Raw genomic sequence first — 22,857 nt, 5'->3', positions numbered from 1 at the left:
CTAACTTTTATTCCTACAAAAAGTAACCTAATAATATCCCACCAAGAACAATAAAAGGTGGGCTTATTTTGGTGAAATTTAAAATAAGAAAGGTGGTTATCAAAACAGCTATAGCTATATAATCCAACCCTATTGGCTTTACAAGCAGGATAAATGCTGCAATGATAAAGCCAACACTGACGGCATTTATACCAGATAGGGAGTATTTAATACGTGTTATTTTTTTAAGATCTTCCCAAAACGGAACAATAAATAACACCAGAATCAACCCTGGCAAGTTTATTCCTAAAACAGCTACTATCCCTCCAAGTATCTGACCAGTTACCCCATAACCAAAGTTCCTCATACTGAGTGCGCCAACATAACTTGTAAATGAGAATGTTGGTCCGGGTAAAGCCTGCTGCAATGCAAAACCGGATAAGAATCCTGAAGAGTGCAGATAATGCTTCATTTGCACAAACTCAGTAAACATAAGAGGAACAAGCACTTGCCCACCCCCAAAAATAAAAATACCATTCCGGTAAAAGTTCTCAAACAACCTTATCGGTAAACTAAACGGAGAAGTACGGTTAATAACAGCACCTAATAAGGCTAGAAACAATAGTACTCCAACAAAATAAACCAACTTTTTACGGTTTATATTTGAAAACAACTTTACTCTAATTTCGCTCTCCTCTTTGGGGGCATCGAGCGCCGATGAGATCATCCCTCCTATTAAAATAGCCATTGGAAACACGTAAGCATTCCTCAATACAAGCGTCGCAATTACCGCCGAAATGGCAAGAAATATAGATAATTGAGAAACAAGAACTCGCCTTGAAAGGTTATAAGCACCAAATGCCACTATACCTAATGCAATTGGCTGTATATATTCCAGTATTTGGACAAATTTCTCTTTATGATCTATCTTTGCAAAACTGATTGCTGCAAAAGTCATAATGGCCGCAGAAGGAAAAATCCAGATTAAAAAAGTTATTAAGGAAAGCTTTAGCCCTCCTACTTTATAAGCAATGCCTACAAGCGTTTGAGTAGATGCCGGGCCGGGTAGCACCTGCGCTAAAGCATTCAGTTCCAAAAGCTCCTCTTCAGTAATACACCTCGCGTCTTTAACAAAGTATTTTAGCAATAATGCAAGGTGAGCCTGTGCACCTCCAAAAGCAGTAAATGTGAATAGAATCACATTCCTGATAAACAAAAATTGCTTCTTACTGCTCACTCGCTTAAAAATTAGTCATCTTCATAATCTAATCCTGCAGCTGAATTATATGCCCCCTGTAGTTCAGAAAAAGCGTGCATATCTCTTTTATTTTTGGCAGCAACCATGCCTTTTTGATATATTTTTATTCCCTCATCAGTTTTCCCTGTTTTTTCGTAAAGTTTTCCTAAATGATAATAGGTTCCCACATAATCAGGGTGTTCCTCTACAAGTTTCAAATAATATTCAAATGCCCTTTCTGAGTCATTTGCTGAATTATATTCTGTTGCAAGGGCATACAAAACGAAGGGATCATTGGGATCGCTCTCTAAAAAATTTAATAGTTTGTCTAAACGGGTACTTTGCATTTTTAATCCCTGCTTTTTTAATTAGATTTGCAAAAAGACAATTTTAGCTAAAATAGCTTCATTACCTTTAAAACAAATTTATACATATGAAAATATTAGTTTGTATCAGTAATGTGCCCGACACAACAACAAAAATAACTTTTACTAACGATAATACACAATTCAATACCGCAGGTGTACAATTTATTGTTAATCCATATGATGAGATTGCCTTATCAAGAGCTATTGAACTTTGTGAAGGTGGTAAAGGAACGGTAACCGTAATTAATGTTGGAGAAAGCCAAACGGACCCAACGATAAGAAAAGCCTTAGCTATTGGTGCTGATGACGCAGTTAGAATTAATGCAGCTCCAAGAGATGCTTATTTTACCGCTTACCAGATAGCAGAATATGCTAAAACCACTGAATTTGACATGATACTTTGTGGCCGTGAATCTATTGATTATAATGGATCTCAGGTTGCTGCGATGATTGGTGAATTCCTTGACATCCCATCTATTTCTATCATCAAAAAATTAGACTATGATGGAACAACAGCAACATTAGAACGCGAAATTGAAGGTGGAAAAGAAGTTATTTCTGTAACTGGCAAGTTTATTGCAAGTTGTTCAGAAGGAACTGCTGAACCTAAAATCCCGAATATGAGAGGCATTATGTCTGCAAGAACTAAACCTCTTGTAGTTATTGAAGCTAAAGATATTGAACAAGTTGCAAAAGTTCAGCAATTCGAGACACCTCCTCCTCGTGGCACAGTTAAACTGGTTCCAGCTGAAGAGACTGCTAAATTAATTGACTTATTACATCAGGAAGCGAAAGTTATCTAACTGGAGTTCTATTTCAGAATTTAAAAAATATTTAATAAAGATCGTATGTCAGTTTTAGTATATGTAGAACAAGTAGATGGCAAATTTAAGAAGTCTGTTTTTGAAGCGGTATCTTATGCAAAAGCCATTGCAGATAAACAAGGAAGTAATTTAACCGCAGTATCTATAGGTAATGTTGATGAAAGTGAACTTAAAGCATTAGGTAATTACGGAGCTTCTAAAGTTTTAAATGTTTCTAATGATCAGCTTAAGAATTTCGTAAATCAAGCATATGCTTCAATTATAGCTGAAGCAGCAAAAAAAGAAAGCACAGATATCATTGTACTTTCTAACTCTTTCTCAGGAAAAGGTTTAGCTCCTCGTATAGCTGTTAAACTTAAAGCCGGATTAGTAGATGGCGCTGTAGAATTACCCCAATTAGATGGAGGAAAGTTCTTAGTTAAAAAAACCGCTTTTTCAGGTAAAGCTTTTGCAATTACAGAATTAACTTCTGCAATTAAAATTATTGCCTTAAATCCAAATGCTTTTGGCATTAAAGAATCGGCAGTTGATGCAACTGTTGAGGCATTTAGTCCGGAAATTAAAGCTACAGACCTTAGCGCTATTGTTAAAGAAATAGTAAGAGCAACAAATAAAGTGTCTTTACCTGATGCAGAAATCGTAGTATCGGGTGGAAGAGGATTAAAAGGACCTGAAAACTGGGGAATGATTGAAGAGTTAGCTGGCCTTCTTGGCGCAGCAACTGCTTGTTCGAAACCAGTTTCTGATGCTGACTGGAGACCACATTCAGAACACGTTGGTCAGACAGGTATTGCTATCAGTCCAAACTTATATATTGCAATTGGCATATCAGGTGCCATACAACATTTGGCAGGTGTTAGTTCGTCTAAAGTTATTGTTGTAATCAACAAAGATCCTGAAGCTCCTTTCTTTAAAGTTGCTGATTACGGAATTGTTGGTGATGCATTTGAAGTTGTTCCAAAATTAATAGAAGCATTAAAAGCACATAAAGGTTAATTAAATACCCGGCAAACCTAGTTTGCCGGGTATTACTTAATATGAAAAAAGTAAAACTCGATATTGTTGGTTTATCCTATAGCCAAACTCAATCAGGAGCTTACGCTCTGGTTCTTGGCGAAGTAAACGGAAGAAGACGTTTACCTATAATTATTGGTGCATTTGAAGCTCAGGCTATTGCAATAGAAATAGAAAAAATGACACCAAGCAGGCCGTTAACTCATGATCTGTTTAAAACATTTGCCCAGACTTATAACATCCAAATAGAAGAAGTTTTGATTTATAATCTGGTAGAGGGTGTATTTTTTGCAAAACTAATTTGCACCGATGGTGAAACTACTCATGAAATAGATGCACGTACATCTGATGCAATAGCTTTGGCTGTTCGTTTCAATGCGGCAATTTACACTTATGAGTTCATTTTATCTTCAGCAGGAATTGTAATTGAAGGAAATGATTTCTTGTTTCTCGAAAACATAGATGCGATTCCTAAAGAACAAGGTTCAGAAGACATCAGTACTTCTATTCCTGGTAGTAACTACAAATCTTTAAGTATGGAAGAGCTTCAGCAAAAACTTCAGGAAGCTATTGTTGAAGAAGCCTATGAAAAAGCTGCAAGAATTCGTGATGAAATAAATAAGAGAAATTCGGCTTAACAATTTTAAAATAGTTCTATATTCAACTATTACTTTCAAAACCAACTAAACTATTATTTATGAATGTTAAGTTTCGCTTAACTCTAATGAATTTTTTACAATTCTTTATATGGGGTTCCTGGCTCATTACTATTGGAGTTTATTGGTTTCAAAATAAAAGATGGTCAGGCTCAGAGTTTGGAGCAATCTTTTCAACCATGGGTATTTCGGCTATTTTTATGCCGGCCCTCATGGGTATTATTTCAGATCGTTTTATTAATGCTGAAAAACTATATGGGATTTTACACATCCTTGGCGCGGTAAGTTTATTTTCTTTACCGTTAGTAGATAACCCAACCACATTTTTCTGGGTAATACTGGTTAACATGTTCTTTTACATGCCAACACTATCTCTTTCTATTACAGTTGCTTATTCAGCTTTAAAAAATAATCAGAAAGATGTTGTAAAGGACTATCCACCTATCAGGATCTGGGGAACGATTGGATTTATCGCGGCCTTATGGGTGGTAAGTCTTACAGGAAATGAAGCATCTTCTAATCAATTTTATATTGCTTCTGCCGTTTCGCTTGCTTTAGGTATTTATGCTTTTACATTACCAAAATGTCCTCCTTTGGGAAACAGAGTTGATTCAAAATCATTTGTTGATGCTTTAGGGCTTAGAGCTTTTACACTATTCAAGCAAAAGAAGTTCGCAGTATTTTTCTTTTTCTCAATGTTTTTAGGTGCAGCCCTTCAGCTTACAAATGCTTACGGCGATACTTTTTTACATGATTTTAAGAATATCCCGGAGTATGAAAATTTACTAGCAGTAAAGTATCCGGCAATTATCATGTCTATTTCTCAAATCTCGGAGACATTGTTTATCCTCGCAATTCCGTTTTTCCTAAGAAAATTTGGAATCAAATATGTAATGTTATTAAGTATGCTAGCGTGGGTACTACGATTTGGTCTTTTCGCTTTTGCTGATCCGGCAGGGGGCTTATGGATGATCATTTTATCATGTATTGTTTATGGTATGGCTTTCGACTTTTTCAATATTTCAGGTTCGCTATTTATGGAAACTCAAATTGATGCCACGATTAGAGGTAGTGCTCAAGGATTATTTATGATGATGGTAAATGGCTTTGGAGCACTTTTCGGAAGCTTTACCAGTGGAGTAATTATTGATAAGTTTTTCACCTACGCCGACCATAGTAAGAACTGGCATGGAATATGGATTACTTTCGCATCGTATGCACTGCTGTTGGCAATTCTATTCCCTTTCATTTTCAAATACAAACATAACCGTGCTGAGGAGTCAGCAATAAAAGCAATGGGCCACTAACCCCCATTACTGTAAAAATTATGAGTTAACGTTTTTAATAAATCTATGTCAACAGGTAAATATAGAAAAGAACACAACTGCCTTAATTGTGGGCAAATTGTAGAAAAGCATTATTGTAGCAACTGCGGACAACCCAACCTGGAGCTTAAAGAAAATTTCTGGCAATTTATTAGTCATAGCATTGCCCATTATTTCCATTTCGACAATAAGTTTTTTCAGACATTAGTCCCCCTACTTACTAAACCCGGACAAGTTACATTAGATTACTTAGCTGGAAAAAGAGCAAGATATATTAATCCGATTAGTATGTACATCTTTGTTTCTATTGTATACTTTATTGTTGTACCAAATAAATTAGAGCATAAAGAAGCAGCAGTAGAATTCCATTCTTCTAATAAGGACTCTAAAAAATCAACAGCAGAAGAGCTAAGTGAATCACTAGAAGATAAGGATATTGATGATGATTCATTTATAGGAAAATCAACAAGCTATTTACAAAGGAAACTTGATCTCGCTGATTTTAAATCGCTTAGTTTTTCTGAACAACAAGCTAAAATCAACCAAATTATTCATAGAAAAGACAGTTTAAAGACTGACGAATATGATGACGTATTAGACTCTTATCAAAAATATCACATCATTAAACAAGATAGCACATATAGTGCATACCTGTTAAGACAGCAAAAATTAAAGGAATCAGATCGTGATTCCTGGATCGACAGGATTTTAAAGAAACGCGAAATTGCAATCAACCAAAAGTCGGCCTCCGGAAATTGGTCTGTTAAAGAGGAGCTTGAGCATTATCGTCCAAAGCAGTACTTCCTGCTGATGCCCTTATTGGCTTTATTTATTATGTGGAACTTCAGAAGAAACCATATCTATTATTTGGATCACCTTATATTTACCATACATGGAACAACTGCCTTTTTTATTACTCAGATAATAACAGTTCCATTAAGGAGAGATTTATTTGGCACAGGATCTACAATTAGTGACCTTATCAAGTGCGCGGTAATTATTGGAATTATCTGGTATCTATATAAAGCCTTAACTGTATTCTATCAGCGTTCCAGAAAAGTGACCATCAAGAAAATGATAACGTTGACGTTTTTATATATGATAGCGGGCTTTATCTCTGAATGGGTTATAGAACGATTTATTTACTACTTTGTATAAATAAAAAACCTTAGCTAATCAGCTAAGGTTTTTTATTTAAGATATATGTTTTAATCTATTTTCTTTCTTCAATACCAACAAATTCTCTATTGGTATGACCTACATATATTTGACGAGGACGACCTATAGGTTCTTTGTTTTCATGCATTTCTTTCCACTGAGCAATCCATCCTGGTAAACGACCAAGTGCAAAAAGAACTGTAAACATATCCGTTGGGAATCCTAATGCTCTGTAAATGATACCTGAGTAAAAGTCAACGTTAGGATAAAGCTTACGCTCAACAAAATATGAATCACTTAATGCTGCTTCTTCCAATTTTTTAGCAATTTCTAAAACTGGATCATCAATACCAAGTTTCTCTAAAATATCATCGCATGCTTTTTTAATAATTTTTGCTCTTGGATCAAAGTTTTTGTAAACTCTATGCCCAAAGCCCATCATACGGAAAGGATCGTTTTTATCTTTTGCCTTATTGATCCACTTTTCTGTATCGCCGCCGTCCTCTTTAATGAGTTCCAACATCTCAATTACAGCTTGGTTCGCTCCACCATGTAATGGTCCCCATAGGGCATCAATACCTGCAGAAACAGAAGCGTATAAATTACAGTCAGAAGAACCTACCATTCTTACAGTTGATGCAGAACAGTTTTGTTCGTGATCAGCATGTAGAATTAATAAGGTATTCATTGCACTAACAACTACAGGATCAATTTCTATTTCTTCAGTACGCTGACCGAAGATCATATTTAGGAAATTGCTTACGTAATCGAACTTATTTTTAGGATAAATAAGTGGATGACCTAATGATTTTTTATAAATGAAAGATACAATAGTAGGGAATTTAGCCAACAATTTAATCATTGTTAAATCCATCGTTTCTGGTGATGAATTTGCATTTAATGACTCTGGGTAAAATGTTGACAATGAACATACCAATGAAGACAATTGCGCCATTGGATGAGACTTAGAAGGATATCCATCAAGAAACTTCTTCATATCCTCATGAATTAGCGTATGTCTGCTAATTTGAGCTTGAAAATCGTTTAGCTCAGCTTGTTTAGGTAAATCGCCATATATAAGCAAATATGCTACTTCAAGAAATGTTGATTTTTCTGCTAACTCTTCAATAGGGTAACCACGGTATTTTAGAATTCCTTTTTCTCCATCGAGAAAAGTAATGGCACTTTTTGTTGACCCTGTGTTTTTGTAACCAAAATCTAAAGTGATATGCCCCGTTAAATCTCTAAGTTTGGAAATATCTATCGCCTTCTCTCCTTCGGAACCTGTTATAACCGGGAATTGGTACACCTTCCCGTCAATCTTAATTTCTGCAATATCTGACATATATATATCTTAAATTTATAATAAACAAAACTAACTAATCCTTTTCTATTAGCATTTAATCATGTATAACAAAGCTGTTAAATAATTATTAAATGTGGGTCAAAATCAAGTAAGATTAATAATCTACTTATTGCTTTTGATCTCTTCTAAAACTGCACCGCAATCCATCATTTCATCCCCATAATAAGGATTTTGAATCTGTTTTTCCGAAGCAAGCCAATCACCTCCTTCACCTTTATTGGCCATAGGGCAATGTTGAACATAAATAGAGCCCTTTTTTAAATCTGCATGTTTAAACATCGCAATTACATCTGAACTCAAATAAGTAAATTCTTTTCTTTGACCTGCGATATCTTTAGCCGCAGCTATCTTCTCTGCAATTGTTGCTGTATTCTCACACCCTGGAAAACTTGCTAAAATAGTTTTTAACTGAGATGCTGCTTTTTGAGCATCTTCAAATTTAGATTCTACCAATGCATCTTTTAAATAGATATAACCATTGTAAATATTTTGAACTTTACTATCGGCTAATTCAACAACAGCTGTAGTTACTACCTTCTTTTCAGATAAGGTATCTGTTGAAGCTTCTGTATTTTTTTTATCTGTATTTGTACAAGACAGAGCCATAAACAGAACCCCGACCGCAAGATATTTTTTCATACTTTATCTATATTTTTTATGAATTAATGAATCTATTAATAGTTCTAGAACAGCAAAAGCATGCTTGTATAATCCTAAAATAGCCCCACCTCTTTGTTTTGTGGTTAAAATACCCATTTTTATTTTAAATAACTAAAAAACCCTTTGAAAAAATCAAAGGATTCAAATAAATTATTCTATTTCAGTATTATAATTTACTTACTTCTTCCAAAAAGAATAAACAGGTAATATATTAAGAACACGAAAGCCCTGCCGGGAAATCCAGACAGGGCTTTCTACATATAGTTTGGTTACTACAACTTAAACCCGTAAGCTATACGCAAAGCTACTTGTCCTAAATTACCCCCACCTTTTGAAAGGCCTTCATATTTTACACCTAAATCCAAACCGCTGCTAAAAGCATATCCAACAGCCGGAGAGTAAAGAAAAGAAGTTCCGGAACCTTTAGTTACACCAAAACCTGCTCCTATTTCACCTAGACCATAAAGCCCTGAACCGGTTTCATCAAAGAATACTTTTACACCGCCTTTAAGTGGAATGTAACCAAAATCAGGCACATCAAATCCGCCAACTGTTTTTCCAAGAAAATGAGTATAACCAGCGGTTACCGGAATAGATACTTGTTTTGAAACATCAAATTGTAAACGGGCATCTGCACCAACAGCAAAGCTATAGCCATCAGTTGTTGGAACTCCTAAATTAATTCCAACACCTAATTTTTGAGCATTAGCACTAGTAGTGAAGAATAACGCCACCGCAGCTACTGCAGTAGCAAAGAATTTTGTAGAATTTTTCATTTTTTGATCGTTTATTTAAATTTAGTGTATAGCTTTTTACTATACATTTAAACATTTACAAATTGCATGCCATTGAGCTAATATTTACTTTTATAAACTGCTACCACCTCTTCAAATATCTCATCAGAATCCAATTCCGTATTAAACCAATTTATCTTAACCCCATCCTTCTCCATTTTTCTAAAAAATGTCATTTGACGTTTTGCAAACTGGCATATAGCAATTGCGAGCCTTTCTTTTAATTCCGAATAAGTAAGCTCATCAAAAAGGTATGCTGCTACAAATTTATACTCTAAACCATAAAATACCAGATCGTCTTTAGTAACACCTTCATCAAGCAATCTTTTCACCTCATCAATCATTCCTTCATCAAACCTAAGTTCAAGGCGATCGATAACTTTCTGTCTGCGAAGTTCAACGTCAGAAGTTAAACCAATAACTAGTGGGTCAATTTTGGGTCTTTCAATAACCTGTAAGTCGTTATGAGTAAGGTATTCTGCTATTTCAATTGCCCTGATCATTCTTTTATGAGATGACTGGTCAGCGTGCTTTGTAAATTCAGATGTATAATTAGACAATTTGGCTCTTAACAATTCTATATCCAATTCTTTTAAGATGTCTCTTAATTGATGATTTGCAGGTATGGCAGTATATTCATGATTTTGAAGAATACTATGAACATACATTCCTGTGCCACCACAAAGTATAGGTAGAACATGTTTATCTGTTAACGCTTTATAAACCTTATAAAAGTCTTCCTTAAATTCATTTACATTATACCTTTCACCAGCCAGCTTATGATCTATCAGGTGATATGGAATAGCTCTTCCATTAATTAAATACTCATTGAGATCTTTACCTGTACCGATATCCATTCCCTTAAAGACCTGCCTGCTATCCGCACTAATGACCTCCCCATTTAAGGATTCGGCTAGTCTAACAGCTAATTTGGTTTTACCTGATGCAGTTGGACCTAGTATAACCAGTAAAGGATTTTGATGCATTATAAGTATAAAATATATTTTAAATTCCCCGTATTATAAACCTTTATATATTCATCATCCATCAAAGAACCGTCACTATTAACGGGTAATCGATGAGGAAAATACCTCACTAAAGTATCTCGCTTTAACCATATCTCTGCAGGTGGTGTAATATCGGCAAGCTTAAAACCTGATTGCTCATAAGCTTTCCCTAATGACGAATCCCTATCCGCATAGCTCATTACATCATCAGGATTAAAAGTTTGAATGAAATGCTTTAGCAACTTACTAAAGCCGCCTATTACAGTAAATCCAGTTAAAGACGCAAAACGGATCAACTCAGCAGACCTATACCCCGGCTTAAGACCTTTCATATATCTAAGATTACTGAAACAACCTACCGCAATAAGCTGATCATCCAAATTTAAACCAAATTTATATTTAGATTTCGCCGATGCCTGTAAATGGTTTTCATTTAAGAAATCATCAGCTTCCTTTTGCGTAATAGGAACAATTTTGGTTTTGCGCGCATGTATTCGCTTATTCAATCCAAGAATAGACGAAATCCGTCCAATCACCTGCGCTTTTCTAGTTGCCCATATATCTTCCCATAAATGAACCAGGGAGATACCTTTCAATTGATACGCTTCCTGTAAGGAAACGAGATCCTCAGGACGGCAGGTATTTTCAAATGAAATGCAATGTATTACAACATTTCCAAAACCAACCGATAATAAACAATAATCTGGCGATTCAATATAATCTGTAGTAACACCAATATCCTTAAAACTGGCAATTACATCATCTTGCCAAACCTTTGCTATACCCAACCCTTCTCTTTATAAAGTTTAAACCCCGCTGCAAGCGCATCTTCAATTTCAGACATCAATGTATCATCAAGTTTTTTGATATGGAAGCACGACTTCCCTTTCAGCAATTTAAGCAAATTGGGATCAAGAATTTTTTTCATATCCGGCTCAGCATAAACAGGCATATAGTAGAAGCCAACATGTTCCTTTTGTATAGTAACACTTGCAAAAAAAACCTCATTCTTTTTTTTGCCTTCAATAATCACATTTTTATCACTCCACAGATCAAACGAAGTCTCACTGTTTATTCTATTACTAAAACCCACAGTAGCGTAAGGCTGCAGCGACGCCCTAATGGTTTGAAAAATTTCTACAAAATCAGTTTTCATTGTTTTAAGTTATAGATGACCTTCATATAAACAACATCTATTTGATGATATTGTTTAATATTATAAGTTATCGGCCAACCACCATCTACCCGAGGGATAAGTTGCATTTAAAATTACTGATTCACCCATTAAAGGTGTAGTAATTTTTAAGCCTTCTTCATCTGCCTTTTTTACAACTCTAATAATCGGTTCATTCCAATCGTGCATAGCTAGCTTAAACTTACCCCAGTGAACCGGCAACAGAACCTTTGCTTTTAAATCTAAGGCAGCCTGAACGGTTTGCTCTGGAAACATGTGTATTAAAGGCCAGTAAGCGTTATACTGCCCACACTCCAATATTGCAATATCAAATGGGCCGTATTGCTCTCCTGCAGTCTTAAAATGCGTATCATATCCAGAGTCACCCCCTAAATACAATTTGTCTTTTGAAGTTTGCAGAACAAATGCAGACCACACTGTTTGATTTCTTTTAAATACCCTTCCGGTAAAATGACGGGCAGGAAGTGCGGTAAATTTCAGACTACTCTGAACAGTTTCTTCTCCCCACGACAATTCCGTAATCTTACTTGCCGGAACACCCCAATGTTCTAAATGCGATCCTACACCTAACGAAACAATAAATCGTTTGGTTTTATCCTTTAGCTTTAATATAGCTTCATAATCCAAATGGTCATAGTGATCGTGCGTGATCAATACCACATCCAACTCCGGAAAATCTTCAGCTTTCACAAAATCAGTTCCCAGAAACCTTTTACTACCAATAAAAGAAATTGGAGATGGCCTTTCACTTAACACCGGATCTACCAGTATATTTTGTCCATCAGTTTGTACCAAATAAGAAGAATGTCCAAACCAGGTGATCTTAGTCTCCGTATCATTTTGCGTAAAATCAGGTTTTACAGTAGGAAGAGCATTTTTAGGAGCCCCCTTATCATTCCCTTTCAACATTCCCTTTATCATATCCCAATAACTTACGTCATCAGGCTTCATAGGTGTTGGAGACAAGTTTTCTAACCCACCGTCCTTATAATTAGGAAGTTTCTTTATCCGTTCTAAACGAGCCCCTTCAGGCACGCGACCGAAAATGGGAAAGCTAAGCACCCAAACTGTAGTCAAAGCAAGTAAAGCAATAATAATCAATATGGAATACATAATTTTCCTTTTCATTATTTTAGTTAAAAACGAATATACTTACAAAAACGCGATCTGTTAACTCACTTTTTCAGCAGGTTTCTCCTCTTTGGCAAACTTCTCAGCCAAACCAGTTCCCGATTGTAGCAACTCATTCGTAATAGTCCTTGTATAATCGGTGATTTCAGCTTTAAAATCAGCCACAGATGCTCCTGAGCGGATTTCTTCTAACCTCTTCTCCCACTGACCCGTTAATTCTGCCTGAGCTATTTTCTGATCCTTTACTACATCGTAAACGGCCAAGCCTTTAGTTGTGGGCACCAGGTTTCTTTTTTCCCTTACAATATACTCCCTATTAATCAGCGTTTCAATAATTGCAGCTCTGGTAGCCGGAGTACCCAATCCACTATCCTTCATTGCATACCTCAACTCTTCATCCTCAATATCCTTTCCAGAGGTTTCAAGAGCCTTTAATAAAGATGCTTCATTGTACAAAGATTTAGGCTTAGTTTGTTTCTCCAGCAAAGCTTTATTTACAATTGGAAGCTCCTCGCCTGCCTTTACTTTTGGTAAAGATGGATTTTCCTCATCCTTTTTATCGTCATCCGACTCGTTAAATACCGATCTCCAACCTGCAGAACGAATTACCGTTCCATTTGCCATAAAAACAGAGCCTGCCTCAATGGTTATCTTAGTGATCTCTTTTATACATTCCTGATGGAAGGCCTCAAGCATTCTTCCAACTACCATATCGTAAATGGCTTGTTTATCACCACTCAATTGATAAGGAGATTCGCCTGTAGGCAAAATAGCATGGTGATCCGTTACCTTCTTAGCATTTACGCTTCTCTTGTTTAATGTCGCAGTCGACAGAAAATCAGCCTGCTTACCAAAGTCCTTATGATCTTTTAGTTTATCTATCAGATTAGGAACTCCTGCAAATACATCATCTCCGATATACCTACTACCGGTACGCGGATAAGTAACCAATTTACTCTCATACAAGCCTTGTAACAAGTTCAAAGTCTGATCGGCTGTAAATCCTTTTCGCTTATTCGCTTCTTGCTGTAAACTACTTAAATCATGCAATAACGGAGGTGGTTCTTTCCTTGGTTTCGCCTCAACGGTTAAAATCTTACCACCATTCGGAAAGCCAGCAGCAACGTCCTCTATTTTTGCAAACAGTTCTTCTGCTTCCTCCTTCTTATCAAAGTTGTTTACAGAAATCGCTTTAAATAACTGACCATCCTTATCTAATTGTATTGCAAGTTGATAATAGAGTTGAGGAACAAAATTCTTTATCTCCAGAAAGCGAGAGCAAATCATTGCCAAAGTAGGCGTCTGAACCCTTCCCAATGAAAGTACCGACCGCGATCCTGCTGATATACTCAATGCCTGAGTAGCATTCATCCCTACTAACCAATCAGATTCCGATCTGCAATGTGCCGAATTGAAAAGTGTATCATAATCGGTTCCCGGTTTTAGGTTCCTAAAGCCTTCTTTTATAGCCTCATCAGTTTGCGAGGAAATCCATAGCCTTTTAAAAGGCTTTTTACATTTCAAAAAGTAATAGATATAGCGGAAAATGAGTTCACCTTCCCGCCCGGCATCCGTTGCCACTATAATCTCTGTAGCTTCATCAAATAGCTTTTTAATGATATCCAGTTGTTTCCTAACTCCAGGATCTTCAACCAGGCCATCTTTAGTTTTTATTTTCCTGATGCCAAGCTTAAATTTTTTAGGAAGCATCGGTAAATGTTGCCTTCTCCATCCAATAAAGCCATACTCCTGAGGTGGAGCCAATTGTAGCAAATGCCCAAATGCCCAAGTAAAAGAATAACCCTTACCCTCTATATAACCGTCTTTTTTTGTAGTAGCGCCGAAGACTTTAGCCAACTCACGCCCCACCGAAGGCTTCTCTGCAATAACAATCTTCATAATTATTCAAAAATATCTATACCAACTTTAAATGTATTGCAATGTGTATCAACTATATCCTTAATATCAGGCGAATATCCTCCACCCATACTTACCTGAACAGGTAAATCATTGTCTTTGCAAAATTGTAATATCATCCTATCTCTTTCCCTGCATGCCACTTTAGATAAAGCAAGCTTGCCCAATTTATCACTTTTAAGCACATCTACTCCTGATAAGTAAAACACAAAATCTGGTTTGTGCTCTAATAACCCGGGCAAACAGGCGCTTAATTTATTTAAATACATTTCATCTTCAATTCCATCTTCCAGTGCTATATCCAAATCAGATTGCTCTTTTCTAAACGGAAAGTTTTTATCACCATGCATAGAAAATGTAAACACACGAGGCTCATTATAGAAGATCTCAGCAGTCCCATTTCCCTGATGCACATCTAAATCTATAATTAAGATTTGACTAGCTAAACCATTATTCAATAGATAATTGGCGGCAATAGCCTGATCATTTAACAAACAAAAGCCTTCGCCCCAATTACTACCTGCATGATGTGTACCACCTGCAACATTAAAAGCTATACCATACTGCTTTGCAAACATGGCACCATCAATAGTACCCTGCGCAATTCTTACTTCACGCTCTACCAATTGCGCAGTTAAAGGAAAACCTATCCTCCTTTGCTCCTTTGCAGGAAGCGTCAAATCCCTTAATTGCTTCCAATACTCAAGCTTATGGCTCAGTAAAATCACATCCTCACTCACTATCTCTGGAGCAAACATGTTCTTCCTGCTAATGAGCCCCTGATGCAATAGCTGCTCCGGAATCAGCTCATACTTTAGCATAGGAAAACGATGCCCTTCTGGTAGAGGATGTGCAAACAAGGGATGCCAGGCAATATTGATCATCTTATCGCAGTATCTGCCCTACATGCTTTTCAATGTTATCACAAATCTCATCAACCGGCAAATCATTAGCATCTACCCCAAATGGGTTCTCAATCTCTTCAGCAATGAGCTCCAAACTGGCCAGTACATACAATATAAATGGCACAATAGGAACCACAAAGTAGCCTAAGCTAAACACCCAGCCAAACGGCAAAGTGATTACATAAATGAAGATGAATTTCTTAATGAAAGCACTATAAGAATACGGAATAGGTGTATTCTTAATACGCTCACAACCACCACATATCTCAGTGAACTGCTGAACATCTGCATTAAGTATAATCAACTGCTCCTGACTAATAGCACCCGTTGCCTGCAATTCAAATACTTTAGATGAAATACTGGCTGCAACCTGATTAGGAATGTGCTTCCCTCCATCAACCTCAATTAGGAAACTGTTTTTACCGAAATATTGTTTTTCTCTCAAATGCTCTTTTAAAGCAAAGGCGTATTTTGGAATGCCATACTCGAAAAACTCTACATGCTCCTCCTTTAGTTTCAGTGCCTTTATCTTTATTGCAAAATTACGGCTCACATTTGTTAATGCCCCCAAAAGCCTTCTTCCTTCCCACCACCTGTCGTATGAAGTGTTGGTTCTAAACACCAACAACATAGAGATCACAAAACCAAGCAGGTTATGCATCATCCCTATATTTTTCACATAAGTACTCTCTGACAATTTTAGATAGTTAAGTTCTAAAAAAGCAATTAAGCCAGAAAAGACGGCAACACTAACCATCAGCGGCCACAGCTTTCTAATTGTATCCGCTTTATGTATGTGAAAGATAAAAGTGAACCAGTCTTTTGGATTATAGTTTATCATATTAAAATCTTTTAAATTGTACTAAAGAACTTCTTTACTGATTTGCAATAGAAGTTCTCCTGTACGAAATACATCTTCAAATGAATTATACAAAGGAACCGGACTTAGCCTAATTACATTAGGTTCTCTCCAATCGCCAAGAACATTATTTGCTACTAATTTCTCAAAAATCTCTTTCCCTTTTTGTTTTGCAATTATTGAAACCTGAGCTCCACGGTCATTCTCATCCAAAGGAGTTATAATTTTAAATTGCTCATTATTTAAACTCTTATTAACCTCATTAATAACATAGAACAAATAAGAAGTTAAAGTTTTACTTTTATTTCTTAATGGATCTATAAACCCTGCCTTTTCAAAAATTTGCAGTGAAGCAAAGTACAAAGCCATGGGCATTACCTGAGTGCAACTCACCTGCCATCCATCTGCACCAGCCTCAGGCACAAAGCCTTTCTCCATTTTAAATCGCTGTTCTTCCTGGTATCCCCACCACCCTGCAAAGCGATTCAATGTGGTATCTGTAAAATGCTTTTCATGAACAAAAATACCACTGATACCTCCGGGTCCTGAATTTTGATACTTGTAAGAACACCAGCAAGCAAAGTCAACATTCCAGTCGTGCAATTTCAAAGGAACATTACCTGCAGCATGAGCCAAATCAAAGCCTACTATAGCTCCAATTGCCTGCCCAGCCTTAGTTATTGCCTCCATATCAAACCACTGACCAGTGAAGTAATTTACCCCTCCAAACAGCACCAAAGCCAGTTCATCTCCCTGTTCGGCAATCCGAGCCAAAATATCTTCTGTTCTTAAAGTATACTCACCTACTCTTGGCGCCACTTCAACAATTGCATCTTTTGGATCATACCCATGAAAACGAACCTGACTTTCAATCGCATACTGATCTGACGGAAAGGCTCCTGCCTCCATGATGATTCTAAAACGTCCCTTAACCGGCTTATAAAAACTAACCATCAACAAATGCAAGTTGACAGTTAAAGTGTTCATCGGACAAACCTCTTTAGCACTTGCCCCAACCAATGGCCCCATCAGTTTTTTTAGCTCCTTGTGATAAAACATCCAAGGGCTATCACCTTCAAACCAACCCTCTACAGCAAGGTTATGCCAGTTATTAAGCTGCTCATTCAAAACCTCACGTGCAGCTTTAGGTTGCAAACCTAAAGAGTTACCGCACAGGTAAATAAATGGACTACCATTTTGTTGTGGAAACAAGAAATCATTCCTAAAACCACTAAGCGGATCAGCATAATCCAGGCTCTGGGCAAAGGCTAAAGTGCTCTCATAATTCATCGATTCAAATATCAATAAAAAAGGCTGATAATTAAATCAACCATTCCATTTGTTATCAACAATAGTGGTTTTACCACCTATATAAAATCTATTCTATTTGTTTGGTTTGCTTACAAATTTATTCCCTTTAACATAATAACGCCATGGCAACAAAGCATGATCCTCAGCATAATCAACACCAACCCTAGCCGAAGCAACGATCTGATCTTCATTAAAAACCAAGCCATTATCCTCAATCCACACCTCATCTCCCAGCAGATCTTTAGCATTTAAACATTTATCTATTCCTAATGCTTTCGAAAGCGCTCCTGGCCCTGCAGTAATATTTGGCTTTAAAGAAACCATATTCCTCCTGCGAAGCATTACATCTATCCCTTCAAAAGGCTCAATTCCTCTTATTAAAACAGCATGAGGTGTTCCTTTTGAAGCTGTAACCACATTAAAAAGATGATGAATCCCGTAACACAGATAAACATAAGACAAACCACCCTCCTCATACATCACTTTGGTACGATCAGTAAAACGACCTCCATAAGCGTGAGAAGCCTTATCGTCTACTCCATTATAAGCCTCTGTTTCAACTATCATACCCCCTGTTAATTCACCATTAACCCTAGTAAACAACAGCTTGCCCAATAACTGGACCGCAAGATCATTTACATCAGTATTCTGATAAAAAGAGTAGGGTAATTTAGACATCTAACAAACTAACTATTTCCTTTAAGTATTTAGCATCAATATCGTCAAAATGAGAAAGATATTCACTATCAACATCTAGCACACCAATAACTTGTCCGTTATTAAAAACAGGCAAAACAATCTCCGATCTTGATGCAGAAGCACAAGCTATATGCCCCGGAAACTCATCAACATCCGGCACCACAAGAACCTCCTCCTGCTGCCAGGAAGCACCACAAACACCCTTTCCCTTTTTGATTCTGGTACAAGCTACCGGCCCCTGAAAAGGACCAAGCACTAACTCATCACCCTTAACCAAATAAAAACCTACCCAAAACCACTTAAACTGCTCTTTTAAAGCTGCCGCGATATTAGCCAGATTTGCGATCTGATCGTCCTCTCCGGTTATCAACCCCTTGATTTGAGGGATTAAAGAAAGATACTGTTCTTCTTTACTGATATCAGTTATTATACGTAAATCCTCTGCCATTTTAACCTATGTAAATGAACTGCAAAAGTACAAAACCAAGAACTCAATACTGCCATCAATGGGTAAAAGCATAATTAAAATCCCTAAATTTGCAGTTTTAACTACCATATTAATCATAAAGATGAATAAGAAGACCTTAATTTTCACTTCACTCCTTGCGCTCGGAATAACCCAATCGGGCTACAAGCCTTGGGAAGAAGGAATGTTTCCTTTAAGCGAAATCCATAAACTTGACCTAAAAAAAGCAGGCTTAAAAATTGACCAGAACGCCATATACAATCCAAAAGGCATCAGCCTTGTAGATGCACTTGTAAATGTTGGCGGCTGCTCCGGATCTTTCGTTTCAAATGAAGGCTTAATCATCACCAATCATCATTGTGCATTTAGCGCAGTACAACTAGCCAGCACAAAAGAACACGACTACATAACCAATGGATTTGTCGCTAAAACACGTGAACAGGAAATTGAGGCAAAAGGCTTAACCTGCCGTATAACTGACAGTTATGACGATGTATCTGACAAAGTACTAGGAGCTGTAGCGCAAATAGAAGACCCAGCTTCGAGATTAAAAATAATAAACGATGTAATGAAAAACATCGCTATTGAAGCCGAGAAGAAAGACCCAAGCATCAAAGCGGAAGTGTCGGAAATGTTTATCGGAAAAACCTATGTACTATTCCGCTACAAAACTATCCAAGACGTCAGACTAGTATATGTACCCAATAGACAGATTGGAGAATTTGGAGGCGAAACAGACAACTGGGTATGGCCTCGCCACACCGGAGACTTTTCTTTCATGCGTGCTTATGTAGCTCCAGATGGCTCTCCTGCCAAGTATTCGAAAGACAACGTACCATACACCCCTAAGAAATTCTTAAAAGTAAATGCAAAAGGTACAAATGAAAATGATTTCGTGTTTATTTTAGGTTACCCAGGCAAAACGTTCCGCCATCGCCCTGCAGCCTTTATTGAGTACCAAGAAAAGTTTGTACTACCCTACGTATCTAACCTATATGATTTCCAAAACACAACTATGGAAACTATCGGTAAAAAGGATAAAACTACAGAGATAAAATTAGCTACCCGCATTAAAAGAAATGCAAATGTTTTAAAAAACTACAGAGGTAAACTACAGGGCCTAAAAGGAATAGACCTTATTTCAAAAAAGAAAAAGGAAGAAGAAGCGCTTATTCAATTCATCAATAGTAACGTTAAGGCCAAAGCCAAATACGGAAACCTGATGGGTGAAATAGACAATCTGTACAAACTTATCAATAGCGATGCACAACGCGATCTTTGGCTTACGCAGATTTACACTTCAACAAACCTGCTAACTGTTGCTAAAAACATAAATAGCTTTAAAACAGCACTCAATGCCCAACCCACAGCTCAGAAACAGGATTACTTTGACCAGAACATCCAAAAACTTAAGCAAACACTATCAAGCTCTTATGAATCTTTCGAAATAGATGCAGATAGAATAATACTTAAAAGAATGCTTGAAGATGCAGCGCAGTTTAACGCCATCCAAAAAATAACTGCTGTTAACAAAATCACTAGTAAAGGCGCCAACAGCAACGACGCTATAGATAAGTACATTGAGAACACCTTTGAACTAAGCAAGCTAAAAGAAGCCAATTACGTTTTAAACACACTGCTTCAATCGCCAAAATCAATCTCTGCATATAATGATGGATTACTTCTTTTTGAAGATGATATCGCAAAACAGATCAATGAGTTAAAACCAGAAAAAGACCGCAGAGATGGGCTTTTAAACAGGCTTATGGGCGACTACGTAAACATCAAAGAAAAGTTCCTAAACAAAGACTTCATTCCCGATGCAAACAGCACGCTTAGGCTAACTTACGGCTATGTTAAAGGCTATTGGCCAGCAGATGCATCATACATGCGACCATACACCACCATTAAAGGAATACTTGAAAAAGGTGCAACCGGAAATCCCGATTTCTCTTACCCAGAGCAAATCAAGGCACTATGGACAGATAAAGATTTTGGCCCATACGCCAAGAAAGACCTTAACGACGTACCTGTTGCTTTTCTTTACAACATGGACACCACCGGAGGTAACTCCGGCTCACCAATTATGAATGCTTATGGCGAGTTGGTAGGTGTAAATTTTGACCGCGCTTACGGTGCTACAATAAACGACTATGCATGGAATGACAGCTATAGCAGATCAATTGGAGTAGACATCCGTTACGTATTATGGGTAGCTTCAAAAATTGACAAAGCTGATTTCCTTGTAAAAGAAATGGGCGTTAAATTTCAATAAACCGATTCAAAAAATCATTATAAAAACATGAGAGTAATAGCAGAACTTCCGCACCCAGATTGCAAGATCACCCTGTTTAATATGAACCAAAAATACATCATCAAATTTCAGCAAGGAACACTGGAGCAGAGCTACAAATTATCGGAACTAGACCTCAGTGGAGGAGGGGCTAACGAGATCTTTCAGATCCTTGATGAAGCATTTATAGCTACCGTGGTAGAGCGTTTTAAAAGTATGCGAAGCGATTTTTCGGCCGCCTACAACAGACAGCAGTACTAGTAGACTAAAACAAGCACAAATAACTGTAATACAGATAGTTTAATTGCAATACAGAATATTATTCTGCATTTTTAAGACAAACAAGCCTACTTAAAGTAGCTTTAAATAAATAAACACTTAAATCAAATAGAACTAAAATCACTGTATTACAGTTAATTAAATAACATCACAATATAATATTCTGCGGACCAAAACTACCAAATATATGAGAAGTTTACAGAAAAACACTGATTTATAGACTCCGAATTCTCCGTACGATTTAATTGGTGGTATGGAGAATATTTTGAATCTTTGTCAAGATGAAAAATCAAATTAAGGTAATTTATATGAGAACTAAAATTAATATTTTGCTGGCTTCAGCTTTAATAATTACAGCTGTACTTTTCTCTTGCAATAATATTAGTGAGTCCATCCAACGCGACATTTTCATCTCTCCAAAACCAGTATCTTTTACCATTCCAAAAATCACTGATACTGATTCATTAATGTCGATTGGAAACCTGAATGTAAAATCTCTAAATCTCGATTCTCTAATCAATATTCAAACAGAGAAATTCGGAGCTAAGAATATAAAAAGCATAAAAATTAAAGAGTTCAAATTAGAGCTTTTAAATGCTGATAGTTTAAACAACATTCAAAACATAGAAACCATATCTGTAAAGATTAATACGGCAGGACAACCGGATCAATCAATTGCTACAGCTGCTCCATCAGATTCAAGAGCAACAAAGCTCACCATTCCATTAGTATTAGGAATTCCTGACCTTAAAAGCTTTCTTACCTCCCCTTCGTTTAACTACAGCCTAACCGGCGAACTTAGAACTGCCACAACTAAGGAATTAAAGGCACAGGTAACAGCTACGTATATAGTAACTGTCAACCTATAAGTCTCACAACAATTGCTACCTAGTTTCTAAGAATGTTGATTATTAACGAGAAATTTCGTACATTTGTAACAAACGGGATATCATTACACTATTCTCTTAATATTTACTTGCCAATCAAACCTTTTGATTGGGTTTCAATTCCTCCTGGCTACTGATCCGTTGTCGCCCGAGAATTAATTATATCAAGCCATATAAATAGTAAACAACATACGTTTACATGCTGGCAGACAGGTAAAACCAGAGGAAAGTTATTTTTTAACTAATACATTGAATTTATGGCTAAATCTCAGGCTACCTTCATGAAGAAGCAACTAGAAAAAAACAGACAAAAGAAAAAGGAAGATAAAGAGCAGCGTAAACTTGAACGTCAGCAAAATTCCACAGGTGGTGACCTGGAAAGCATGATGGCCTGGGTAAACGAGTTCGGAGAGATTGTTAATACACCTCCAGAAAAGAAATAATTTAGCCTTTAAAAGCTAAAATCTCCAAAAGGATTCTTATTGTTTCAATAAGGGTCTTTTTTTTTGCCCCATCACCACCCACCT

General features: G+C 36.8%; 24 protein-coding genes. 9 read left to right on the top strand and 15 right to left on the bottom strand.

All coding sequences use genetic code 11. The features are described 5' to 3' along the window. Positions 1-13: 13 nt before the first annotated feature. Both chrA and HQN83_RS05935 read right to left on the bottom strand, forming a co-directional pair. Positions 14-1,216 carry a chromate efflux transporter gene (gene chrA / locus HQN83_RS05940; protein WP_317172491.1) on the bottom strand — a complete coding sequence of 401 codons (1,203 nt, stop codon included), beginning with the start codon at positions 1,214-1,216 and terminating at the stop codon, positions 14-16. 11 nt (positions 1,217-1,227) lie between these two features. Continuing rightward, complete coding sequence (locus HQN83_RS05935) at positions 1,228-1,563, bottom strand: tetratricopeptide repeat protein (RefSeq protein ID WP_173089408.1); 336 nt, start codon at positions 1,561-1,563, stop codon at positions 1,228-1,230. An 86-nt stretch (positions 1,564-1,649) separates the two neighbouring features. On the opposite strand from HQN83_RS05935, the gene HQN83_RS05930 reads away from it, so the two are divergent. Genes HQN83_RS05930 through HQN83_RS05910 form a run of 5 tightly spaced genes read left to right on the top strand, consistent with a single transcriptional unit; the run spans position 1,650 to position 6,561 of the window. Beyond that, positions 1,650-2,387, top strand: coding sequence for an electron transfer flavoprotein subunit beta/FixA family protein (locus HQN83_RS05930; RefSeq protein WP_173089407.1), 738 nt, complete (start codon positions 1,650-1,652; stop codon positions 2,385-2,387). Positions 2,388-2,432: 45 nt separating this feature from the next. Continuing rightward, positions 2,433-3,404 (top strand): electron transfer flavoprotein subunit alpha/FixB family protein, encoded by a 972-nt coding sequence (locus HQN83_RS05925; RefSeq protein WP_173089406.1) that lies wholly within the window; start codon positions 2,433-2,435, stop codon positions 3,402-3,404. Between the two features lie 41 nt (positions 3,405-3,445). After that, positions 3,446-4,060, top strand: coding sequence for a bifunctional nuclease family protein (locus HQN83_RS05920; RefSeq protein WP_173089405.1), 615 nt, complete (start codon positions 3,446-3,448; stop codon positions 4,058-4,060). 59 nt (positions 4,061-4,119) lie between these two features. Further along, positions 4,120-5,385 carry a nucleoside permease gene (locus HQN83_RS05915; protein WP_173089404.1) on the top strand — a complete coding sequence of 422 codons (1,266 nt, stop codon included), beginning with the start codon at positions 4,120-4,122 and terminating at the stop codon, positions 5,383-5,385. 45 nt (positions 5,386-5,430) lie between these two features. Continuing rightward, complete coding sequence (locus HQN83_RS05910) at positions 5,431-6,561, top strand: DUF3667 domain-containing protein (protein ID WP_173089403.1); 1,131 nt, start codon at positions 5,431-5,433, stop codon at positions 6,559-6,561. A 55-nt stretch (positions 6,562-6,616) separates the two neighbouring features. Here the strand turns inward: HQN83_RS05910 and HQN83_RS05905 are convergent, their stop codons facing one another. The 13 genes from HQN83_RS05905 to HQN83_RS05845 all read right to left on the bottom strand — a co-directional run bounded on the left by HQN83_RS05905 (position 6,617) and on the right by HQN83_RS05845 (position 18,853). Continuing rightward, the gene (locus HQN83_RS05905; RefSeq protein WP_173089402.1) at positions 6,617-7,906 is read right to left on the bottom strand and encodes a citrate synthase; all 1,290 of its coding nucleotides are present in this window, start codon (positions 7,904-7,906) and stop codon (positions 6,617-6,619) included. A 123-nt stretch (positions 7,907-8,029) separates the two neighbouring features. Beyond that, a complete protein-coding gene (locus tag HQN83_RS05900; RefSeq protein ID WP_173089401.1) occupies positions 8,030-8,566 on the bottom strand; it encodes a DUF3347 domain-containing protein in 537 nt (178 codons plus the stop codon). A 293-nt stretch (positions 8,567-8,859) separates the two neighbouring features. Beyond that, a complete protein-coding gene (locus tag HQN83_RS05895; protein ID WP_173089400.1) occupies positions 8,860-9,363 on the bottom strand; it encodes a hypothetical protein in 504 nt (167 codons plus the stop codon). Between the two features lie 77 nt (positions 9,364-9,440). Then, on the bottom strand, positions 9,441-10,367 hold the full coding sequence (miaA, locus tag HQN83_RS05890; RefSeq protein WP_173089399.1) for a tRNA (adenosine(37)-N6)-dimethylallyltransferase MiaA: 927 nt from the start codon (positions 10,365-10,367) through the stop codon (positions 9,441-9,443). Beyond that, the gene (locus HQN83_RS05885; protein ID WP_173089398.1) at positions 10,367-11,176 is read right to left on the bottom strand and encodes a hypothetical protein; all 810 of its coding nucleotides are present in this window, start codon (positions 11,174-11,176) and stop codon (positions 10,367-10,369) included. Before HQN83_RS05885 ends, miaA begins: the two co-directional genes overlap by 1 nt. Continuing rightward, positions 11,167-11,544, bottom strand: coding sequence for a DUF1801 domain-containing protein (locus HQN83_RS05880; protein ID WP_173089397.1), 378 nt, complete (start codon positions 11,542-11,544; stop codon positions 11,167-11,169). Before HQN83_RS05880 ends, HQN83_RS05885 begins: the two co-directional genes overlap by 10 nt. 60 nt (positions 11,545-11,604) lie before the next feature. After that, entirely contained in the window at positions 11,605-12,711 is a 1,107-nt protein-coding gene (locus HQN83_RS05875) for an MBL fold metallo-hydrolase (protein ID WP_217277336.1), read from the bottom strand. 42 nt (positions 12,712-12,753) lie between these two features. Beyond that, positions 12,754-14,613: a DNA topoisomerase 3 gene (locus HQN83_RS05870; protein ID WP_173089396.1), complete on the bottom strand. Its 1,860-nt coding sequence runs from the start codon at positions 14,611-14,613 to the stop codon at positions 12,754-12,756. A 2-nt stretch (positions 14,614-14,615) separates the two neighbouring features. Beyond that, on the bottom strand, positions 14,616-15,515 hold the full coding sequence (locus tag HQN83_RS05865) for a histone deacetylase family protein (RefSeq protein WP_173089395.1): 900 nt from the start codon (positions 15,513-15,515) through the stop codon (positions 14,616-14,618). A 1-nt stretch (position 15,516) separates the two neighbouring features. Beyond that, complete coding sequence (locus tag HQN83_RS05860) at positions 15,517-16,377, bottom strand: bestrophin family protein (RefSeq protein WP_173089394.1); 861 nt, start codon at positions 16,375-16,377, stop codon at positions 15,517-15,519. A gap of 21 nt (positions 16,378-16,398) precedes the next feature. Beyond that, entirely contained in the window at positions 16,399-17,685 is a 1,287-nt protein-coding gene (gene kynU / locus HQN83_RS05855; RefSeq protein WP_173089393.1) for a kynureninase, read from the bottom strand. 93 nt (positions 17,686-17,778) lie between these two features. Beyond that, a complete protein-coding gene (locus tag HQN83_RS05850; RefSeq protein WP_173089392.1) occupies positions 17,779-18,384 on the bottom strand; it encodes a DNA-3-methyladenine glycosylase in 606 nt (201 codons plus the stop codon). Next, a complete protein-coding gene (locus tag HQN83_RS05845; protein WP_173089391.1) occupies positions 18,377-18,853 on the bottom strand; it encodes a GAF domain-containing protein in 477 nt (158 codons plus the stop codon). Before HQN83_RS05845 ends, HQN83_RS05850 begins: the two co-directional genes overlap by 8 nt. Before the next feature lie 121 nt (positions 18,854-18,974). Here HQN83_RS05845 and HQN83_RS05840 point away from each other — a divergent pair, with 121 nt between their 5' ends. The 4 genes from HQN83_RS05840 (at position 18,975) to HQN83_RS05825 (ending at position 22,773) form a co-directional block, all read left to right on the top strand. Further along, entirely contained in the window at positions 18,975-21,146 is a 2,172-nt protein-coding gene (locus HQN83_RS05840) for a S46 family peptidase (protein ID WP_173089585.1), read from the top strand. A 27-nt stretch (positions 21,147-21,173) separates the two neighbouring features. Continuing rightward, positions 21,174-21,425: a hypothetical protein gene (locus HQN83_RS05835; protein WP_173089390.1), complete on the top strand. Its 252-nt coding sequence runs from the start codon at positions 21,174-21,176 to the stop codon at positions 21,423-21,425. A 326-nt stretch (positions 21,426-21,751) separates the two neighbouring features. Beyond that, complete coding sequence (locus HQN83_RS05830; protein WP_173089389.1) at positions 21,752-22,312, top strand: hypothetical protein; 561 nt, start codon at positions 21,752-21,754, stop codon at positions 22,310-22,312. Positions 22,313-22,611: 299 nt separating this feature from the next. Next, positions 22,612-22,773, top strand: coding sequence for a hypothetical protein (locus tag HQN83_RS05825; protein ID WP_226905054.1), 162 nt, complete (start codon positions 22,612-22,614; stop codon positions 22,771-22,773). The last annotated feature ends 84 nt before the right edge of the window (positions 22,774-22,857 follow it).

This window comes from Pedobacter foliorum, assembly GCF_013266735.1.
GTDB lineage: Bacteria > Bacteroidota > Bacteroidia > Sphingobacteriales > Sphingobacteriaceae > Pedobacter > Pedobacter foliorum.
Note: the sequence above shows the minus strand (reverse complement) of the source record. Positions and strands in the feature narration are given on the sequence as shown.

What these genes read in the sequence shown, in the direction of transcription:
- HQN83_RS05895 (WP_173089400.1), bottom strand. Translation starts at nt 9,363, where the DNA reads ATGAAAAATTCTACAAAATTCTTTGCTACTGCAGTAGCTGCGGTGGCG.
- HQN83_RS05845 (WP_173089391.1), bottom strand. Translation starts at nt 18,853, where the DNA reads ATGGCAGAGGATTTACGTATAATAACTGATATCAGTAAAGAAGAACAG.
- kynU (WP_173089393.1), bottom strand. Translation starts at nt 17,685, where the DNA reads ATGAATTATGAGAGCACTTTAGCCTTTGCCCAGAGCCTGGATTATGCT.
- HQN83_RS05915 (WP_173089404.1), top strand. Translation starts at nt 4,120, where the DNA reads ATGAATGTTAAGTTTCGCTTAACTCTAATGAATTTTTTACAATTCTTT.
- HQN83_RS05900 (WP_173089401.1), bottom strand. Translation starts at nt 8,566, where the DNA reads ATGAAAAAATATCTTGCGGTCGGGGTTCTGTTTATGGCTCTGTCTTGT.
- HQN83_RS05860 (WP_173089394.1), bottom strand. Translation starts at nt 16,377, where the DNA reads ATGATAAACTATAATCCAAAAGACTGGTTCACTTTTATCTTTCACATA.
- HQN83_RS05935 (WP_173089408.1), bottom strand. Translation starts at nt 1,563, where the DNA reads ATGCAAAGTACCCGTTTAGACAAACTATTAAATTTTTTAGAGAGCGAT.
- HQN83_RS05865 (WP_173089395.1), bottom strand. Translation starts at nt 15,515, where the DNA reads ATGATCAATATTGCCTGGCATCCCTTGTTTGCACATCCTCTACCAGAA.
- HQN83_RS05920 (WP_173089405.1), top strand. Translation starts at nt 3,446, where the DNA reads ATGAAAAAAGTAAAACTCGATATTGTTGGTTTATCCTATAGCCAAACT.
- miaA (WP_173089399.1), bottom strand. Translation starts at nt 10,367, where the DNA reads ATGCATCAAAATCCTTTACTGGTTATACTAGGTCCAACTGCATCAGGT.
- HQN83_RS05840 (WP_173089585.1), top strand. Translation starts at nt 18,975, where the DNA reads ATGAATAAGAAGACCTTAATTTTCACTTCACTCCTTGCGCTCGGAATA.
- HQN83_RS05910 (WP_173089403.1), top strand. Translation starts at nt 5,431, where the DNA reads ATGTCAACAGGTAAATATAGAAAAGAACACAACTGCCTTAATTGTGGG.
- HQN83_RS05870 (WP_173089396.1), bottom strand. Translation starts at nt 14,613, where the DNA reads ATGAAGATTGTTATTGCAGAGAAGCCTTCGGTGGGGCGTGAGTTGGCT.
- HQN83_RS05880 (WP_173089397.1), bottom strand. Translation starts at nt 11,544, where the DNA reads ATGAAAACTGATTTTGTAGAAATTTTTCAAACCATTAGGGCGTCGCTG.
- HQN83_RS05825 (WP_226905054.1), top strand. Translation starts at nt 22,612, where the DNA reads ATGAAGAAGCAACTAGAAAAAAACAGACAAAAGAAAAAGGAAGATAAA.
- HQN83_RS05930 (WP_173089407.1), top strand. Translation starts at nt 1,650, where the DNA reads ATGAAAATATTAGTTTGTATCAGTAATGTGCCCGACACAACAACAAAA.
- HQN83_RS05835 (WP_173089390.1), top strand. Translation starts at nt 21,174, where the DNA reads ATGAGAGTAATAGCAGAACTTCCGCACCCAGATTGCAAGATCACCCTG.
- HQN83_RS05850 (WP_173089392.1), bottom strand. Translation starts at nt 18,384, where the DNA reads ATGTCTAAATTACCCTACTCTTTTTATCAGAATACTGATGTAAATGAT.
- HQN83_RS05875 (WP_217277336.1), bottom strand. Translation starts at nt 12,711, where the DNA reads ATGAAAAGGAAAATTATGTATTCCATATTGATTATTATTGCTTTACTT.
- HQN83_RS05925 (WP_173089406.1), top strand. Translation starts at nt 2,433, where the DNA reads ATGTCAGTTTTAGTATATGTAGAACAAGTAGATGGCAAATTTAAGAAG.
- HQN83_RS05905 (WP_173089402.1), bottom strand. Translation starts at nt 7,906, where the DNA reads ATGTCAGATATTGCAGAAATTAAGATTGACGGGAAGGTGTACCAATTC.
- HQN83_RS05830 (WP_173089389.1), top strand. Translation starts at nt 21,752, where the DNA reads ATGAGAACTAAAATTAATATTTTGCTGGCTTCAGCTTTAATAATTACA.